Origin of the sequence: Pseudoalteromonas citrea, assembly GCF_000238375.3 — a bacterium.
GTDB lineage: Bacteria > Pseudomonadota > Gammaproteobacteria > Enterobacterales > Alteromonadaceae > Pseudoalteromonas > Pseudoalteromonas citrea.
Window position 1 is genome coordinate 128,836 of record NZ_AHBZ03000015.1, and the last position, 18,883, is coordinate 147,718.

Annotated in this window: 19 protein-coding genes and 1 tRNA gene; 13 read left to right on the top strand and 7 right to left on the bottom strand. The window is 41.8% G+C overall.

The window, feature by feature from the left end; all coding sequences use genetic code 11:
- The first annotated feature begins 4 nt into the window (after positions 1 to 4).
- Genes gshB through ruvX form a run of 3 tightly spaced genes read left to right on the top strand, consistent with a single transcriptional unit; the run spans position 5 to position 1,992 of the window.
- Positions 5 to 961 (top strand): glutathione synthase, encoded by a 957-nt coding sequence (gene gshB / locus PCIT_RS07990; protein WP_010362496.1) that lies wholly within the window; start codon positions 5 to 7, stop codon positions 959 to 961.
- A gap of 21 nt (positions 962 to 982) precedes the next feature.
- On the top strand, positions 983 to 1,540 hold the full coding sequence (locus tag PCIT_RS07995) for a YqgE/AlgH family protein (protein WP_010362495.1): 558 nt from the start codon (positions 983 to 985) through the stop codon (positions 1,538 to 1,540).
- Positions 1,541 to 1,545: 5 nt separating this feature from the next.
- Positions 1,546 to 1,992 carry a Holliday junction resolvase RuvX gene (gene ruvX, locus PCIT_RS08000; protein WP_010362494.1) on the top strand — a complete coding sequence of 149 codons (447 nt, stop codon included), beginning with the start codon at positions 1,546 to 1,548 and terminating at the stop codon, positions 1,990 to 1,992.
- A gap of 10 nt (positions 1,993 to 2,002) precedes the next feature.
- On the opposite strand, the gene PCIT_RS08005 is transcribed toward ruvX, so the two are convergent.
- Genes PCIT_RS08005 through PCIT_RS08015 form a run of 3 tightly spaced genes read right to left on the bottom strand, consistent with a single transcriptional unit; the run spans position 2,003 to position 5,059 of the window.
- Positions 2,003 to 2,902 (bottom strand): hypothetical protein, encoded by a 900-nt coding sequence (locus tag PCIT_RS08005; protein ID WP_010362493.1) that lies wholly within the window; start codon positions 2,900 to 2,902, stop codon positions 2,003 to 2,005.
- The gene (locus PCIT_RS08010) at positions 2,880 to 3,998 is read right to left on the bottom strand and encodes a PilT/PilU family type 4a pilus ATPase (protein ID WP_010362492.1); all 1,119 of its coding nucleotides are present in this window, start codon (positions 3,996 to 3,998) and stop codon (positions 2,880 to 2,882) included. The genes PCIT_RS08005 and PCIT_RS08010 overlap by 23 nt, the downstream gene beginning before the upstream one ends.
- 14 nt (positions 3,999 to 4,012) lie before the next feature.
- On the bottom strand, positions 4,013 to 5,059 hold the full coding sequence (locus PCIT_RS08015) for a type IV pilus twitching motility protein PilT (RefSeq protein ID WP_010362491.1): 1,047 nt from the start codon (positions 5,057 to 5,059) through the stop codon (positions 4,013 to 4,015).
- A gap of 2 nt (positions 5,060 to 5,061) precedes the next feature.
- On the opposite strand from PCIT_RS08015, the gene PCIT_RS08020 reads away from it, so the two are divergent.
- From PCIT_RS08020 to PCIT_RS08050, 7 genes are all read left to right on the top strand, one after another.
- Positions 5,062 to 5,772, top strand: a complete 711-nt coding sequence (locus PCIT_RS08020; protein ID WP_010362490.1) for a YggS family pyridoxal phosphate-dependent enzyme — start codon at positions 5,062 to 5,064, stop codon at positions 5,770 to 5,772.
- A gap of 13 nt (positions 5,773 to 5,785) precedes the next feature.
- Positions 5,786 to 6,607 (top strand): pyrroline-5-carboxylate reductase, encoded by an 822-nt coding sequence (gene proC, locus PCIT_RS08025; protein ID WP_010362489.1) that lies wholly within the window; start codon positions 5,786 to 5,788, stop codon positions 6,605 to 6,607.
- Between the two features lie 9 nt (positions 6,608 to 6,616).
- Positions 6,617 to 7,150, top strand: coding sequence for a YggT family protein (locus PCIT_RS08030; RefSeq protein ID WP_010362488.1), 534 nt, complete (start codon positions 6,617 to 6,619; stop codon positions 7,148 to 7,150).
- 36 nt (positions 7,151 to 7,186) lie between these two features.
- A complete protein-coding gene (locus PCIT_RS08035; protein WP_010362487.1) occupies positions 7,187 to 7,624 on the top strand; it encodes a DUF4426 domain-containing protein in 438 nt (145 codons plus the stop codon).
- 6 nt (positions 7,625 to 7,630) lie between these two features.
- Positions 7,631 to 8,224 (top strand): XTP/dITP diphosphatase, encoded by a 594-nt coding sequence (locus tag PCIT_RS08040; RefSeq protein ID WP_010362486.1) that lies wholly within the window; start codon positions 7,631 to 7,633, stop codon positions 8,222 to 8,224.
- Positions 8,221 to 9,357: a radical SAM family heme chaperone HemW gene (hemW, locus tag PCIT_RS08045; protein ID WP_010362485.1), complete on the top strand. Its 1,137-nt coding sequence runs from the start codon at positions 8,221 to 8,223 to the stop codon at positions 9,355 to 9,357. Before PCIT_RS08040 ends, hemW begins: the two co-directional genes overlap by 4 nt.
- A 76-nt stretch (positions 9,358 to 9,433) precedes the next feature.
- Positions 9,434 to 11,260: a DUF885 domain-containing protein gene (locus PCIT_RS08050; protein WP_010362484.1), complete on the top strand. Its 1,827-nt coding sequence runs from the start codon at positions 9,434 to 9,436 to the stop codon at positions 11,258 to 11,260.
- Between the two features lie 119 nt (positions 11,261 to 11,379).
- On the opposite strand, the gene PCIT_RS08055 is transcribed toward PCIT_RS08050, so the two are convergent.
- Both PCIT_RS08055 and PCIT_RS08060 read right to left on the bottom strand, forming a co-directional pair.
- Positions 11,380 to 13,218, bottom strand: a complete 1,839-nt coding sequence (locus tag PCIT_RS08055; protein WP_010362483.1) for a sensor histidine kinase — start codon at positions 13,216 to 13,218, stop codon at positions 11,380 to 11,382.
- Positions 13,219 to 13,490: 272 nt separating this feature from the next.
- Positions 13,491 to 13,575, bottom strand: a tRNA-Leu gene (locus tag PCIT_RS08060).
- A 300-nt stretch (positions 13,576 to 13,875) separates the two neighbouring features.
- On the opposite strand from PCIT_RS08060, the gene PCIT_RS08065 reads away from it, so the two are divergent.
- Entirely contained in the window at positions 13,876 to 14,373 is a 498-nt protein-coding gene (locus tag PCIT_RS08065; protein WP_010362482.1) for an RDD family protein, read from the top strand.
- A 55-nt stretch (positions 14,374 to 14,428) separates the two neighbouring features.
- On the opposite strand, the gene lptG is transcribed toward PCIT_RS08065, so the two are convergent.
- Both lptG and lptF read right to left on the bottom strand, forming a co-directional pair.
- Positions 14,429 to 15,496, bottom strand: coding sequence for an LPS export ABC transporter permease LptG (gene lptG, locus PCIT_RS08070; RefSeq protein WP_010362481.1), 1,068 nt, complete (start codon positions 15,494 to 15,496; stop codon positions 14,429 to 14,431).
- Positions 15,493 to 16,605 carry an LPS export ABC transporter permease LptF gene (gene lptF / locus PCIT_RS08075; RefSeq protein WP_010362480.1) on the bottom strand — a complete coding sequence of 371 codons (1,113 nt, stop codon included), beginning with the start codon at positions 16,603 to 16,605 and terminating at the stop codon, positions 15,493 to 15,495. Before lptF ends, lptG begins: the two co-directional genes overlap by 4 nt.
- A gap of 195 nt (positions 16,606 to 16,800) precedes the next feature.
- Between lptF and pepA the strand changes: the two genes are divergently transcribed.
- Both pepA and PCIT_RS08085 read left to right on the top strand, forming a co-directional pair.
- A complete protein-coding gene (gene pepA, locus PCIT_RS08080) occupies positions 16,801 to 18,309 on the top strand; it encodes a leucyl aminopeptidase (protein ID WP_010362479.1) in 1,509 nt (502 codons plus the stop codon).
- 112 nt (positions 18,310 to 18,421) lie between these two features.
- Complete coding sequence (locus tag PCIT_RS08085; protein ID WP_010362478.1) at positions 18,422 to 18,868, top strand: DNA polymerase III subunit chi; 447 nt, start codon at positions 18,422 to 18,424, stop codon at positions 18,866 to 18,868.
- Positions 18,869 to 18,883: the final 15 nt, after the last annotated feature.

Sequence of the window (18,883 nt, forward strand, 5' to 3'; positions counted from 1 at the left end):
CAACATGGCAAAAAAGTTAGGGATCATTTCTGATCCAATCAGTGGTTTTAATATTAAAAAAGACACCGGCTTTGCCATGATGATGGCAGCGCAAGCTAGAGGGTATGAGCTGTACTATATGGAGATGGATGACCTCTATTTATACCAGGGTAATGCCATGGCGACAGCCGCTAAAGCGCAAGTGTTCGATGATGAAAAAAATTGGTATCAACTTGAAGAAAAGCAAAGTGTTGCGCTAAGTGAGTTAGATGTCATTTTAATGCGCAAAGACCCGCCATTCGATACCGAATACATCTATGCGACCTATATGCTTGAGCGAGCTGAAGAAGCCGGTACCTTGATCATAAACAAGCCACAAAGCTTGCGTGATGCCAATGAAAAGTTGTTTACTGCTTGGTTCAGTGAACACACTCCTGATACGCTAGTAACTCGTTCACAAACCCAGATCAGAAGCTTTTTAGATAAGCACCAAGATATTATTCTTAAGCCTCTCGATGGGATGGGCGGCGCATCCATTTTTAGAGTTAAACATGACGACCCAAACATTGGGGTGATCTGTGAGACCCTCACCGAACATGGTAGTCGTTTTGCGATGGCTCAACAGTATATTCCTGAAATTAAACAAGGCGATAAACGAGTGCTGGTTGTTGATGGTGAAGTGATCCCTTATTGCTTGGCTAGAATTCCACAAGGCGGCGAAACACGTGGTAACTTGGCCGCAGGTGGACGTGGTGAAGCCCGCCCAATTAGCGAAGAAGATCGAAAAATTGCAGAAGCTGTCGCGCCGACTTTAAAAGCAAAAGGACTGGTATTTGTTGGGTTAGATATCATTGGCAACAAACTGACTGAAATCAACGTGACCGCGCCAACTTGTGTCAAAGAAATAGAAGCAGCGTACGATATCTCAATTATGGACAAACTTTTTGATGCCATTGCACGTAAATTAAACCATACTCATTAAAAACATTAAGAGGGTCTGCTTATGCAATCGTTAGAAAACCACTTTTTAATCGCTATGCCAAGTCTACAAGACCCTTTCTTCAAGCAAACGGTCACCTATATTTGTGAGCACAATGAAGATGGCGCAATGGGGTTGGTCGTCAACCACCCGATTGATGTTACCGTAGGTGAATTGCTTGATAAGATTGACATTGATAACGACAAATCGAATTCTTCAGCACAGCAACAGGTTTTTGCCGGTGGCCCAGTGCATACTGACCGTGGTTTTGTTTTACATACCCCGAAGCCCGGTTACTCATCAAGCCAAGAGCTCAGTTCTGACATTATGATCACCACCTCTAAGGATGTACTCGCTTCGTTAACCACTAATAATAGCCCTGACTCATTTTTAATTACGCTTGGGTATGCTGGATGGGAAAGAGGTCAATTAGAACTTGAACTCCTTGAAAACTCATGGCTCGTGATTGAAGCCCAATCAGGTATAATCTTCGACACTCCACCAGAAAAAAGATGGGAAAAAGCAGTTCAAATGCTCGGTATTGATATTACACAGCTAAGTTCACAAGCTGGGCATGCTTAAAATTTATGACGAAAAAAGAAAAAACACCACAAGGCCAACGTACCGTAATGGGCTTTGATTTTGGCACCACCAGTATCGGTATTGCCATCGGTCAAGAAGTGACTGGAACAGCCAGTAGTATCGGGGCCGTAAAAGCCCGTGATGGCATCCCTAACTGGGACGATATCGCTACCCATATTGAGCAGTGGCGACCCGATTTACTCGTTGTTGGGTTACCGCTGAACATGGATGGTACTAATCAGCATGTAACATTTGCAGCGAAAAAGTTTGGTAATCGCTTACATAACCACTTTAAAACGCCAGTGGAAACGCAAGATGAACGCTTAACTACGGCAGATGCGAAAGCCAGACTGTTCGAGCAAGGCGGTTACAAAAACCTCGGTAAAGGCAATGTCGACGGTATGTCTGCGGTGATCATTCTTGAGAGTTATTTCGAAAATTTGTGGCAATAATAACGCTGCTTTAACGGATTTTTTTCGCGGTATCATCCAGTGTATTTAATACTTTAAAGTGGCTCAGATCAGGAATAAAACCCGCTTCTTCATAAGCTTTTCTGATCGCGCCCTTTTCTCTTAAAATAGCCAACCCGATTTGCAATGCTTTAAATGCGCGCTCACCATCAACATGATGCCGAGACACCACAAAATGACGGCTGCCCAATAACAGTACCACTAAGTTTTTATGCGCGACTAAATGAATATCTGCTAATTTATATTCATTCCCTTGGCTCGGCATCAATGGCATCAACATAAAATCAACCCACTGTTTGCTGACCATCTGAGCTTGTGCCACCCAACTGTGCTCAACAGCCAATCGCTTTAACGGCATTAAGCTCAGCGTTTGCCAGTCAGTGCGCCAACGCGGCGTGCTCACAGCGGTCAGTTCAGCTAAATCGGTAAGCTGTTTCACACCCTGCACTTGCGTGTTATCTGGTGAGTAGTAAATACCGGCATAATATTGACCATACTCAATTACGGCATCACTAATAAATACATGCGCTTGTTCTGCTTTAGCATCAGCAAGCCAATAGCTATCAAAGCTCAATAAAAGTTTGCCTTGGCGAAGCAAGGATGTATTTCTAAAATTGACATTACCAGTTTGGTATATGAACTTTTTTGTAAATCCACCCAGTAATAACGCCTGCTGCACTATAATCATATCAACCACATCGCGACGAATATAGCCGCCACGAAAGTCGCTAATATCAAGTGCAGACCGCCCTGCTAAAAACTTTTGGTAATCTATAAATACATCATCTCTAATGTACATTTGCACACTTTTCTCGTCACTACCATAAGCACTAGGTAGTAACGAGAGTAAAGCGGTTAATATTACTTGCTTAGCCTTTTGTGTCCAAGCCATCAACAGTCACGCCCTGTAAAAAACCAGCACCTTGTTGTTCATTGTTTTGCAGTTTAATCATCAACCGTAAATCATTTGGAGAGTCGGCATGATGCAACGCATCAGCATAATTAACCCGTTGCTGTTTATATAGCTCAAACAATGCTTGGTCGAAAGTTTGCATCCCTATATCACGCGATTTACTCATTGCTTCTTTAATGCCGCCAATATCACCTTTTTTAATTAACTCAGCCACCAAAGGAGAGTTCAGTAATACTTCAATAGCAGCCTCTCGGCCATCGCCTTTTGACGAAGGCACTAATTGTTGTGCGACAATCGCACGCAAATTAAGCGCCAAATCATATTTGAGCTTGTCATGCTTTTCTTTTGGCACCAAGTGCATTATCCGATCAATTGCTTGGTTTGCATTATTGGCATGTAAAGTGGCCACACATAAATGCCCAGTTTCAGCAAAGCTTAGTGCATATTCCATGGTTTCTTGAGAGCGAATTTCACCAATCAGAATAACATCAGGCGCTTGACGTAGTGAGCTTTTTAACGCCGCTTCAAAACTTTCAGTATCAAGGCCCACCTCTCTTTGCGTTATGATGCTCTTGGCATGTTCGTGCACAAATTCAATGGGATCTTCAATGGTTAAAATATGGCCGCGTTGATTTCTATTCCTATAACCAATTAATGCTGCCAAAGAGGTCGATTTACCTGTACCAGTACCGCCTACAAATAACAATAAACCGCGCTTTGCCATGATCACATCAGTGAGCGTAGAAGGCAGGCCTAAGTCATTCACATCTGGAATTTTTGTGACTATGCGCCTCAGCACCATGCCCGCACAGTCTCGTTGCCAAAAAGCAGATACCCGAAAACGGCCTTCCTCTGTGGCTATCGCAAAGTTGCACTCTTTTTCTGTATGAAACTGAGCTTTTTGCTTATCACTCATGGCCGACTCTACAATAGCAAGTGATGTGTCAGCATCTAAGATTTGATCATCAAGCGCTCTCAATTCGCCATCAACTTTGGCACTAACAGCTAAGCCACTTGACACAAATAAATCAGAGGCCTGCTGCTCTACCATCATTTGTAAATAATTACTCAACATTACAGATTAACCTCTTAATATCCTGTACCAAATTGCTTTTTATCTTGTGCTTTTTGCTGTGCATCTTGTTGCGTGATCAAGCCTCGATTAATCAAGTTTGTTAAACATTGATCCATCGTTTGCATACCATGCACTGCGCCAGTTTGAATCGCAGAATACATCTGTGCAATTTTATCTTCTCTGATCAAGTTGCGGATCGCCGGAATACCCAACATGATCTCATGTGCAGCAACACGCCCTCCTCCCACTTTCTTCACCAGCGTTTGTGATATAACTGCCTGTAGTGATTCAGAAAGCATTGATCGAACCATATCTTTTTCTTCACCAGGAAATACATCCACAATCCGGTCAATGGTTTTAGGCGCCGATGTGGTATGCAACGTACCAAACACTAAATGCCCGGTTTCAGCAGCCGTCATGGCCAAACGGATCGTTTCTAAGTCTCGTAATTCCCCCACCAAGATCACATCAGGATCTTCACGTAAAGCGCTACGTAAGGCCGCATTAAAGCTATGTGTGTCACGGTGCACTTCACGCTGGTTAATTAAACTTAATTGATTTTGATGTACAAATTCGATGGGATCTTCAATAGTCAATATATGATGGTGCTTATTTGCATTGATGTAATCAACCATTGCCGCTAAGGTCGTTGACTTACCTGAACCGGTTGGTCCAGTTACTAACACCAAGCCTCGAGGGTTCTCTGCAATATCTCTGAAAATATCAGGTGCACCGAGCTCATCTAACGTCAGTACTTTTGCCGGAATAGTACGAAACACTGCAGCAGGGCCTCGACTGGTATTAAACGCATTGACCCTAAAACGTGCAAGATTCGGTACCTCAAACGAAAAGTCGACTTCAAGATTTTGCTCATAGTCTTTGCGTTGGTTATCATTCATAATATCATAGACCAATGAGTTCACATCTTTTGCTTCTAAGGTAGGGATGTTGACCCGGCGAACATCGCCATCAACCCTTATCATTGGCGAAACGCCTGATGATAAATGTAAATCCGAGGCTTTATGTTGAACACTAAAGGCCAATAATTCAGTAATATCCATGTATGACTCCACAACGAGCTGATAATAATATGGTTACAATAGCAGAACGACTCACATCCGCCTATTCTCGGGTCGAAATAGCCCAGCAAAACTGTCAATTTGAACACCCTTTGACAATATTAGCAGTATCTAAGACTAAACCCTTAGAAATGATTGAAAATGCCTATCAAGCAGGTCATCGTCAATTTGGCGAATCGTACGTTCAAGAAGCCGTGGAAAAAGTTCAGGCTCTCAAACATCTCCAAAATATTGAATGGCACTTTATCGGGCCTATTCAATCGAATAAGTCACGCTTGGTCGCTGAAAACTTTAGCTGGGTACAAAGTGTAGACCGAGAAAAGCTGGCTAGGCGCCTCAATGAACAGCGTCCGAATAACTTGATGCCTTTAAATATACTGATCCAAGTTAATATCAGTAATGATGACAATAAATCGGGCTGCAGTGTCGAGGACATAGACGCATTGGCTAACTTCATTGAAAACAGTAGGCAATTGAATTTACGCGGCTTAATGACAATCACTGAAAATACTTCAGATAAAACCAAACAATTAGAATATTTTCAGCAAATGCGCGCTTGCTTTGATAGACTAAAGAACCAATATCCACAAGTAGATACTTTATCAATGGGCATGAGTGGCGACTTAGAAACAGCGGTTTCGGCCGGTTCGACCATGGTGCGCATTGGCACTGACATATTTGGAAAAAGACAATAAGGTAAGCAGAGTAATGTCAAATAAGAAAATTGCATTTATCGGTACTGGCAATATGAGCTACGCTATCATTGGCGGCATGATAAAAAGCGGCTTTGCACCGCAAAGCATTATCGCTACGAACCGAAATGAAGAAAAGCTCGCCAAGGTTTCAGCCGATTTTAATGTTAAAACAACCACTGATAATATCGCTGCATTACAAGAGGCCGATGTTATCGTCCTATCCGTTAAGCCACAGATGATGGCTCAATTATGTGATACCTTTCAAAACGCGAATATCGATTTAAGCACTAAGTTATTTGTATCAGTTGCCGCAGGGATCACCGTAACAAGACTACAAGATATGCTAGGCCAGCCAGTGAAAATGGTACGCTGTATGCCTAATACTCCAAGCTTACTCGGCTTGGGTGTATCTGGATTATTCGCCAAAGGCATAAGTGCTGAAGAGCATACTTTCATAGAACGTGTATTTTCCAGTACCGGCATTGCAACTTGGGTAGACACAGAAGAGCAGATAAATGATATTATTGCAGTTACAGGCTCGTCTCCTGCTTATTTCTTCTTATTTATGGAAGCGATAGAAGAAAAAGCCCGCTCTCTTGGCTTTGATGCTGAGCAAGCGCGTGCACTGGTACAACAAACCGCCCTAGGAGCAGCTAAAATGGCCGCAGCTCAGCCAGAAATAAGTATTTCACAACTGCGTGCTAACGTCACATCAAAAGGCGGTACAACCCATGCCGCAGTTGAACACTTGAAAGATCATAATTTACAGGCCACAGTTGCAGATGCGATGGATGCTTGTATTTCACGCGCGCAACAAATGGAACAAGAACTATAAGGTTTTACTATGAATGCCATGCAATTTTTAATTGGGATCGTCTTTGATCTTTTTCTGATGGTGGTTTTATTACGCTTTTGGCTGCAGCTTGCTAAAGCGGACTTTTACAACCCACTCAGCCAAACGGTGGTTAAAGCGACCTCTTTTGCCGTAAACCCTCTGCGTAAAATTATCCCGGGAGTTGGCGGGCTAGATTTAGCATCTCTGATACTTGCTTTTTTAGTCGGGTTTGCAAAAATATCTTTGTTAATGGTGCTTTTCTATGGTGGTTGGAACCCTGTTGGCGCGGCGATTACTGGCGCGATGACCGTATTAAAAGAAGCATTTAGCCTCGTTTTTTGGGTGCTAATTATTCGCGCAATCCTAAGCTGGGTAGCACAAGGGTATAACCCAATTGCCGCTGTGTTTGATCAGTTAACTGAACCTATGCTGCGTCCAATCCGTAAAGTTATACCTCCACTTGGTGGTTTAGACTTATCAATTTTAGTCTTGATCATTGGTATGCAATTTTTACAAATCCTAATGATGGACCTTTTAGGTTAATTTAACTGGGCACAATGGTGCCCTTTAGGACTATATATGAAAAACTATTTTTTAGCGCTAGTACTTTTAGCGGTAAGCATCTCGGTTAGCGCAAACTCAACGCAAGGTGGGCAATTTAAAAACCTTGGCCCATTACAAGTACACTACATCGCTTTCCCCTCAACTTTTATTCAGCCAACTATCGCAAAAGCCTACGGATTAGAGCGAAGCAATTATAAAGGCATTATCAATATTTCGGTGCTTGCAAATAAGGAAGGCAACCCGGCTTTAAAAGCGAAGCTGACTGGTGAGGCTCGCAATTTATTAGGCAGTAAACAAACTTTAGAGTTTAAAGAAGTCATTGATGGTGAAGCAATATACTATTTGGCCCAAGTTGATTATCGTAATGAAGAAGTATATCGATTTAAAATCAATATAAACCAAGGTAATACGTATCAAGTGCTTAACTTTCAACAAAAATTTTATGTGGATTAAACAACCATGAGTCAAAGAATAGTCCTTGCTACGGGCAATCAAGGTAAAGTGAAAGAACTCGCAGTCATGCTCAGCGAACTCAATATTGACATCGTACCGCAAAGTCAATTTAACGTAAGTGAAGTCGCAGAAACCGGCACTACTTTTGTCGAAAATGCCATTATTAAAGCCCGTCATGCAGCCAAAGAAACTGGACTACCTGCCATTGCCGATGACTCTGGCATTGAAGTCGACGCTTTAAATGGCGCACCAGGCGTATACTCAGCTCGCTATGCTGGCACCAACGTAACTGACCAGGACAATATCGATAAACTGTTGCACGAGTTAGCAGGTAACGCTGAACGTATCGCACGATTTTGGTGTGTGTTGGTGTATATACGCCATGAGCATGACCCTACCCCAATCATTTGTCAGGCAAGCTGGGAAGGCGAAATCACTCAAACCCAGCAAGGCAGAGAAGGGTTCGGCTACGACCCTGTATTTTATGTACCCAGTGAAGGATGCACGTCAGCGCAATTAACTAAGGATCAGAAAAATGCTCTAAGCCACCGCGGCCAAGCATTAAAAATGTTACTTGCGCAGTTTAAGGCGATTGCGTGAAGCTACCTCCATTAAGTTTATATGTGCACGTACCTTGGTGTGTGCAAAAGTGCCCATATTGTGACTTTAATAGTCATGGTAAAAAAGGCGACATTCCAGAGCAAGAATATGTTCAACATCTGATTGATGATTTAAAATCAGACCTACCTTATGTACAAGGTCGAAAAATTCATAGCATCTTCATTGGCGGCGGAACACCTAGCCTTTTATCAGCAGACGCATACGTGCGATTGCTTTCAGAAGTAGAACTCTTAATTGGTTTTGAACAAGGGATTGAAATTACCTTAGAAGCCAATCCTGGTACTGTCGAAACTGACCGTTTTAAGCGCTATGCCGAAGCGGGCATTAACCGCATTTCAATTGGTGTACAGAGTTTGCAAGAAGACAAACTCAAAGCTTTAGGGCGAATACATGGAGAACAAGAAGCAGTCAATGCCGCCCATGAAGCACAGTCTGCAGGTCTTAATTCATTCAATATGGATTTGATGCATGGACTACCAGGGCAAAGTATTGATGATGCATTGAGTGATTTACAGCGTGTTATAGCATTGAATCCACCACATATTTCTTGGTATCAGCTAACTATTGAGCCTAATACGCAATTTGCTTCAAAGCCCCCTAAATTACCGGAAGACGAAACTCTTTGGGATATCCAAGAACAAGGTCAAGCATTACTAGCCGCTGCAGGTTATCAACAATATGAAATTTCAGGTTATGCTAAACCCGAATTTCAGTGTCGTCACAACCTTAATTATTGGCAATTCGGCGATTATCTTGGCATTGGCTGTGGTGCTCATGGCAAAATTACGCAACCTGAACAGCAAAGTATTTTGCGTACTGAAAAGGTGAAACATCCTCGCGGTTACATGGACTTAACCAAGCCATACTTATATAAAAGTTGGCAAGTTGATGAGCCAGACCGAGCTTTTGAGTTTTTTATGAATTGCTTTCGCTTGCAAGTGCCATGTGACAAAAAAGCATTTGAAAATTATACCGGACTAAAACTTAACGCTGTACAACCGGCGATCAACCTCGCTGTTACACAGGGTTTGCTCTGTGATGAGCCTCATTCATGGTTGGTTACAAATAAGGGCCACAGATACTTAAATGACCTGCTAGAATTGTTCGTTTAAGCTGGCTCTTTTGCCAACTAAAAATAAATAATTAAAAATTACCGCCAAACGGCATATTAATAATAAGGGTATTATGATGCGTAAATTGACCTTTGTAGCTGCAGCAATCAGTGTTGCTCTATTAGGTGGTTGTCAGCAAACCGCAGACAAGCCAGCTCCTGCGCCACAAGTTCAAGTGGAACAAAGTGAAATCACCAAAGCCAATGCATTTTTTGAAGAGGTATTCACCAGCAGTGTAATGCGTAGCCCAATATATCAAACATATATGGGTATTAAGCAAGATTATGATAAGTGGGACGATGATAGTGAAGAAACGACTCTGAAAGAGCTGGCTATCACTAAAAAGAACCTAGTAACACTTAACAGCATTGACCGAAACAAGCTAGATGAGGCGACTCAGGTAAGTTATGACTTGATGAAGCAAAATCTAGAAGACAACATTGCTGATTATAAATGGCGTCATCACAATTACCCTGTAAACCAAATGTTTGGCATACACTCAATGGTGCCAGCATTCTTAATCAACCAGCATCAGATCAGTAATGTAAAAGAAGCCAAAGACTATATCTCACGTTTAAATGGCGTACCAAAAGTTTTTGATCAACTGATCACTAACTTAGAAGTCCGTGCTGATAAAGGAATTATTGCACCTAAGTTTGTGTTTCCACATGTAATTGATTCAAGCAAAAATATCATCGTCGGCGCACCATTTGAAAGCGGTAAAGATTCAACATTACTTGCAGACTTTAAACGTAAAGTTGATAAGTTAGACATCTCACAAGATGAGAAATCAGCCTTAATCAGCGAAGCGACTGACGCACTAAAAGTCGCAGTGAAACCAGCGTATAGCAAGCTAATTAACTATTTAGCAAAACTCGAGAAAAAAGCTGACTCTCGAGATGGCGCATGGAAATTCCCTGACGGTGAGCAGTTCTTTAATAATGCCCTTGCTCGCACAACAACCACAGATTTAACTGCGAAAGAAATCCACCAAATTGGTCTATCTGAAGTTGCACGTATTCATGATGAAATGCGTGAAATTAAAGAAAAAGTGGGTTTCAAAGGCGATTTAGCTGCATTCATGGAGTTCATGAAAACAGATAAACAGTTTTACTTACCGAACACGGAAGAAGGTAAAGAAAAATACCTCAATGATGCGACTGCAATGATTGATAATATGAAAGTTCGCCTTGATGAGCTGTTTATTATCAAACCAAAAGCAGACATGATTGTAAAACGTGTTGAAGCATTTCGCGAAAAAGCTGCAGGCAAAGCCTTCTATCAACAACCTGCGCCTGATGGCTCTCGCCCGGGTATTTACTATGCAAACCTGTATGACATGGAAGCAATGCCAACTTATCAAATGGAAGCGCTGGCGTACCATGAAGGCATTCCTGGTCACCACATGCAAATAGCCATAGCACAAGAACTTGAAGGCGTACCTAAATTCCGTAAGTTTGGCCGTTATACCGCTTACACTGAAGGTTGGGGACTTTACTCAGAGTTCGTTCCGAAAGAGATGGGCCTATATGAAGACCCATATTCTGACTTTGGTCGCTTAGCAATGGAGTTATGGCGCGCATGTCGCTTAGTAGTAGACACTGGCATTCACGCGATGAAATGGACACGTCAAGAAGGTATTGATTATTATGTAAATAACACACCAAATGCAAAATCTGACGGTATCAAAATGGTAGAACGCCATGTTGTAATGCCATCTCAGGCGACCGCATACAAAATTGGTATGTTAAAAATACTTGAACTGCGTGAAGCGGCTAAAAAAGAGCTTGGTGATAAGTTTGATATACGCCAATTCCATGACGTAGTACTAAAAAATGGCCCACTGCCATTAAACGTACTAGAAAAATTCGTCGATGAGTGGGTTGCAAGTAAAAAAGCATAATTTTACTTAATTTAGAAAAGGCTACTTATATGTAGCCTTTTTTATTTATGATATTGACCTGACTGCACCCACCTCTTAGTCAGTACACTCACACAAAGTGATAACCGACTACGTTTTTATTAAACAGATGCATCATCTGCATCATCTGCATCATCTGCATCATAGGTGTACGCTGTATTTTCAAGAATAATATGTAAACATGCGCCACCATGCGCAGGACTTTGCATTTTTACCTCCCCTTTAAGCTTTTGCGTAACTAAGTTATATACGATGCTTAAGCCTAGCCCCGTGCCGCCATCATTTCGTTTTGTGGTAATAAAGGGCTCAAAGATAACCGGAATCAGTTCTTTATCTATGCCATTGCCATCATCTTTAAAGTAAAAATGTACAAAATCATTAACGACCATCGCTGATACAACGATATTAAGTGGCTTACTTGCGATTTTCCCATGTTTAACGGAGTTATTGATGCAATAACTCAAAATCTGGCTAAACGCCGCAGGATAACTTGTTAGGATTAAATCTTCAGGGATCTCGCACTCAACACTGTACTGCTCAGGAACAAGCTCTGATTGATAACAATCAAATACCCCCATAACCAATGTTTTTAAATTAAAGTCATTCATATCATCATACTGTTGATGAACGGCAACCTTTTTAAAGTCGTCTATCAATGAAGCTGTTCGTAGTAAGTTATTCTCTAGTAAAAACAACGCTGACTCAGCTTCACAAATAAGCTTGGTTAACGCTTTCTTTTGTAAAATACCTGACTCTAAATCTGATTTGATAACTTGCACTTGTTCTTTCAAATGAGATTGGCTAGTAATAGCCACGCCCAATGGAGTATTTAACTCATGGGCAAAGCCACTCACCATATTACCTAGACTGGCTATTTTTGCCTCTTCAATAAGTCGAGCTTGCGCGGTACTCAACCTAGCAAGCAAGGTCTCGATATAGAGAAACAAACTATCCAAGTGATGGCCAATTTGTGCAATTTCGTCATCCCCGTGTAAGTTAGTTCTAATCGAGAAATCTTCACCATCAGTGACTTGCTGTAAGACTTTATTGATCTTTAATATATGATTAGATACGCGATTATTAAGGTAATTTAACAAGACTAAACAAAGAACACTAATTAGTACAATTGCCGATAGGTCATAGAATATCAGCGACAACTTATTGTTATGCCTTGCATTTAAAATCCCTTCATTGAGTATTTTTCGATGTGTTTTTATGGCTTCAATACTTTGGTTAAGTGCAGCTCTGAGCCCCTGATTATGTGTCAGGCCTTGCTGCTGTATTAGCGCAACATATTCCAAAAAGCCATGCTGATACTTGGCTAAGTATTGTAAATAAATTGCAGCCTGTTCTGGCAATGCCGTTTTAACCAAATATGTTGTTTTTTCAAAGTACTGCTGATGTAACGTTAAGTAATGAGGCTTTAATCTCAACAGGTAGTCTTTCTCTGCACGCCTTAATTCCAGCACAAGTATTTCTAATTCATTTAAAGCTTCTTTACTTGCCACTGACTGAAGTTGATGTGCATGATAGCGAAACTCACCATACACTCCCTCATTTTCATTATAGCCTAGCTGAGCCTGAGCCTGTTCAAATTGGGCAAAGACCTGTTTGAACTCCTTCACTTTTTCATCTACATTTGCCAGCTGTGTGACTTGCTCTGGTTCATCGATGATCAATACCAGAAGTTGATTAAAATTATCTTGAAAATTAAGATAAAGTGGCTCCATCCCCTGTGCGATATGTTTGTCACGCTCAACAATAAACCGTTCTTTTTGCGAAATAAGCCGGCTGACTGAGTTTTCCAGTTCACTAAACCTACGCTCTAATTTTATGCCATTCGTTATTTCACAATACAAAAACCAGCTTACAGCGCACACGACCGCAGTGCTTATCAATGCCGCACTTTTAAACAGTAATACTGAATGTCTTAATTGCACACAACTCATCCTCTGATCACTATTTCTTTGAGTTTAGTTCAGATAAGTACGAGTACCAGTTATAACAACTGTCTTTATAACTACAAAAATATAACTCTGCCGTATACAAAACGGTATAGCGCAAGAGGGAGTAATGAAATTAAAGGTCAGGGTAGGTACAAAGAAACATCGGGCAATACATTATGCGAGAAGTATTTCTAAAAAATAAAAAGAAGGGTATTCAAAATTCAGACAAGAAAAAACCCGCTGATAAATCAGCGGGCTATAAAAAGTGGTACCAGTGGGCGGACTTGAACCGCCACGCCCGAAGGCAACGGATTTTGAATCCGTCATGTCTACCAATTCCATCACACTGGCATAATTTTTCTTTCATCTTCTAAAACAAGAGAAAATAAAGAAAAACCACTTTGAGCTAAGGCTTTGTTTGTATGCCCTCGTCTCTATGCAATGCATTATACAAATATAACTCTGCCCGGCAAGCTGTTTTTTGCTTATTTGCATCAACTGCTTAACATTTGTTCAAGAATGATGAATTACACACTATGTTCTCTATTCAACTCACTAAAAAGTTATATAGCTAATAGATTTCGCCATTCGTAAAAGCTTTGTGTAGAATAGCCAAAATTTTATTTCCTCTGCCACATTGTGAGTATTGTTATGTCAGACTTTCCAAAAGCGGGCCTACTACGTCGCTTAGCATCGTTAATGTATGATGGCCTTGTTGTTATCGCGTTTGCTATGTTAACCACCATTGTGTATTTAGTTCTTATACAAAGCCTAATTTCCTTCGGCGTACTATCACTTGCCGGACATGAAGACGTATCAGCCTTAATTCAAGACTCACCAATGCTATATGGTTTGCGAGCAGTGTTATTGGTATTAGTCAGCGTGCTGTTTTTTAGTTACTTCTGGACCAAAAGCGGTCAAACCATTGGGATGCGGGCATGGCGGTTAAAAGTTCAAACACCTGATGGTGCTTTACTTAGCTGGCCAAAAGCGATGCTACGTAGCCTAACTGCCCTACTGGGGCTCGGTAACCTACTTGTATTAGTCGATTTTAAGCAAAAACGTGCGTTACAGGACCTGATCTGTGGGACCGAAGTCGTGTTTCTCACAAAAGAAGAAAATAAAAAGGTGTACAACAGTTTAGATTAAGCTTGTTTTTTTGATGGTTAAAAGGGCGCAAAGCGCCTTTTTAACCATGCGGTGCTTATTGCTTTCTCTGTAGCAAATAACTCGCAATAACAATAAAAATAACACTTGGCATCGCCGCCCCTACAAAAGCAGGTACGTTGTATACCATCACAATCGGGCCAAATATCTCATTACTTAGGTGGAATACCAGCCCTGTCACCACACCCATAATGATCCTTGCGCCCATACTCACGGAACGTAGAGGGCCAAAAATAAAAGACAATGCCACCAGCAGCATAACGGCAATGGTAAATGGCTGCATCACTTTACGCCATAATGCCAAATCATAGGTACTTGTATCTTGCTCATTTTGCTCTAAATAAGACAAGTATGACCAAAGCCCACTAAAGGACAAAGATTCAGGCTCAACTGATACTACATCAAGCTTCTCAGAAGTAAGCTGTGATGTATAAAGCATAGACTCTTTATACTCTGTAAGTATGTTAGACTCACCCATATTTACTTCTTCGATACCGCTAAATTGCCAACCTTGGGGAACACTCTGCGCTTGTGCTACACGTGTAATTTTTTCTAACTCTAGAGAAGTATTAAAATGATAAATACTGACATTTTTTAAATCCCCTGACGCTTCAATATTCTCAATATTGATAAAGTTATTACCATCTTTGGCCCACACGCCTTTTTGCGCATTAAAGACTTCACCACCATAAATGGCGTTATTTCTAAGTTGCTTAGCTTGCTTCTCGGATTCTGGAACTCCCCACTCACCCAATGCCATCATAAATACAGCAAGCACAATCGCCGTTTTCATCACCGAGGCGATGATTTGTAATCGAGACATACCAGCCGCTTGCATCACCACTAATTCACTGCTTGAGGCCAAGGCGCCAAGCCCCGTTAAACCACCGATAAGCGCCGCCATCGGGAAAAACACCACGATATCTGAAGGCATACTATAAAATGTATATAGTAGCGCGCTAGTCATATCATAGCTGCCACGACCTACCGACTTAAGCTGCTCTATATATTTGATTAAGGTGTTGATCCCAACAAAAACCAATAACGCAAAACCGGTTGTTTGTAGAATACTGCGCCCGAGGTACCAGTCTAATGTTTTCATCATGCTGGCTGCTCCTTGTTAGCAAACAGCGACCTGATCCACACCCCCATGGGCCGCCCTTTCACAATTAAGTAAGTGCCAATAAACAGCGCGCTTAAGTGTATCCACCATAATCCCACTGTCGCTGGGATTTTGCCCTCAGCCACTAAGAACTTACCCGCATTCAGCAAAATAAAATATCCTAGATATAGGCAAATAGCAGGCACTAATTTTGCAAATTTTCCCTGCCTGGGATTAACGACACTCAACGGCACTGCCATAAGGGTCAATAAAATAATTGAAATTGGCACCGATAAACGCAATTGAAACTGAGCTTGCGCTTGCGGAGTGTCCATTTCGAGTAAGGTCAATGAAGGGATCGCTTCTAATTTTCGTCGCTGATGCTCAATTTCTTGTTCGCGTATTTGTACTTGATAACTCGCAAATTCGGTTTTATTTAGAGCTTGGCTTAATCCATCGGTTTCGTAACGCTTTCCTTGGTCGAGTAACAATTGCTGCTCACCAGACTCAAGCTCTATCACTTGGCCTTTTTGTGCGTAAACAATTCGCGCTCCTTGATTCGACTCTTTATCTGGCATTTGTGCCACAAACACCTTATCTAATTCACGTCCTTGATCAACAATATTATGCACAAAGACAACGGCCTTCTCATTACCTGTTTGTTGAAAACGTCCAGCACGTAACGCTGATAAACCTGACTCAGCATCGGCTTGCTCTTTGAGCTGATATTCTTTTTCACTGGCCCACGGCGCCACATACAAGCTAACTGTACCTGCAATTAATGCGAACAATACACTAGAAACAAGCGTGACTCGCACGACGTACCATTCACTCACACCACACGCACGTAACACCGTCATTTCACTGTCTGCGTAAACACGGCTATAAGCTAAGATAATCCCCAGAAACAAGCTCAAAGGCAAAATATAGACTGCTAATTGAGGCAGTTTTAATAATAAAAAAGCCGCGACCATTTGTGACGGTAAACCCCCTTCGGACGCATCACCTAAAATTCTCACAAACTTTTGAGATACAAAAATGGTCATTAATGTGAGGAACACCGCAACTTGCGATTTCAGCACCTCAGCAGTTAAATAACGAAATATTAGCAATGCTTGCCCCTATAAACGTCTCGTTTCACTGGAATAGTAGGAAATTTTGAGTAAACTGGTTATTTTAGTCACTTTATTATATGTCATCAAATCTAATTATTATACTGACACACAATAGATAATCCTGCATTTATGGTATTGATTGCAGAAGGCATATAAAGTTCAAAAAGACATAACATAGACTCAGGAGTCGTAATGGAATTCAGCGTTAAAAGTGGTAGCCCCGAAAAGCAACGCAGTGCGTGCATCGTAGTTGGCGTATATGAACCGCGCCGCTTATCTCCAATCGGTGAGCAGCTGGATAAAATCAGTGATGGCTACATCTCAAATTTACTACGTCGTGGCGACTTAGAAGGTAAGCCTGGACAAGTTTTATTGTTACACCATGTACCTAATGTACTGAGTGAACGAGTATTGTTAGTTGGTTGTGGTAAAGAGCGCGAACTCGATGACAAGCAATATAAACAAATTATTTCTAAAACCATTAACACCCTAAATGACACAGGTTCAATGGAAGCGGTCTGCTTCTTAACTGAGCAACACGTAAAAGGGCGTGATACTTATTGGAAAGTGCGCCAAGCAGTAGAAACAACACAAGACTGCTTATACACATTCAATCAATTAAAAAGCAAAAAAACAGATCTTCGTCGCCCACTACGCAAAATTGTTTTTAATGTGCCTACAAGGCGCGAACTGACCATAGGTGAAACAGCGATTGAGCACGGCTTAGCCATTGCCTCCGGTGCTAAGCTATGTAAAGACGTTGCGAATATGCCACCTAATATTTGTAATCCACGCTATTTGGGCGAGCAAGCCAAAGCGCTTGAAGAGTTTAATAACGTCTCTGTGGATCTCATTGGCGAGAAAGAAATGGAAGAGCTGGGTATGCATTCATATCTAGCAGTAGGTCGTGGTAGCGTAAATGAGTCTGTAATGTCAGTCATCAATTACCAAGGCGGTAATGAAGACCAAGCACCGATTATCTTTGTCGGTAAAGGCCTCACCTTTGATTCGGGTGGTATTTCACTCAAGCCCGGCGAAGCCATGGATGAAATGAAATACGATATGGGAGGTGCAGCAGGCGTTATTGGGTTGATGCGCTCATTGGTAGAAATGCAGTTACCAATAAACGTTATAGGTATTCTCGCTGGGTGTGAAAATATGCCTAGCTCAAACGCTTATCGCCCGGGTGACATACTGACCACCATGTCAGGACAAACCGTCGAAGTACTCAATACCGATGCCGAAGGACGCTTGGTACTGTGTGATGCACTGACTTACGTTGAAAAGTTTGAACCTGAAATCGTCATTGACGTTGCCACCTTAACAGGTGCCTGTATTGTTGCGCTCGGTGCGCATGCAACAGGTTTATTATCAAGCCATAACCCACTCGCCCACGACTTACTTAAAGCGGGTGAACAAAGTGGCGACAGGGCATGGCAATTACCATTATGGGATGACTATCAAGACCAACTTGACAGCCCATTTGCCGATTTCACCAATTTAGGGGGCCGTGCCGCTGGCACCATCACGGCTGCATGTTTCTTATCTAAGTTTACTAAAAAGTACAATTGGGCACATCTAGATATTGCTGGAACAGCATGGAAAAGTGGCAAGAACAAAGGCGCTACAGGCCGCCCTGTACCGATGTTGACTCAATACTTGCTAAACCGTATTGAAGTGAGCGACGCACAACAGGATTAAGCACTGTGCTAGATTGATGGCGCGGGCTTTCTGTGTCAAAATGCGGCTTTATTTTGAACGCAGTAAATGATGCTATAAAACATGACTTACTGCCTAAGATTAAGCCAACGCCATGACCATCAATGCACAGTTTTATGTGTTAAAGCATGACAATGAGCTGGGAGCAATATGCCCGGCTCATTTTGATCTAGCCGCTCGAACGGCAGCCAAACAGTATCGTGCCGGGCAGCGCATATTTATTTATGTAGACTCGATTGATGATGCACATGTTATTGATGAACATTTATGGTGTTTTGAGCCCGATAGTTTTGTACCGCACAATTTACAAGGTGAAGGTCCAAAAGGCGGCGCTCCGGTCGAAATAGGTCAAACACCGCCAGTAGGAAAACGGACGGTACTGATCAATTTAGCGACTCATCTACCTGATTTTATTCGACGCTTCAGTATGGTGTACGATTTTGTACCCGCTGAACAAAATGCCAAGCAAGCCGCTCGCGAGCGATTTAAACGTTTGCGTCAGTTTGGTGCCAATATTTCTACCAAAGAAATTGAAAATTAAAGTATTTTATTAAGG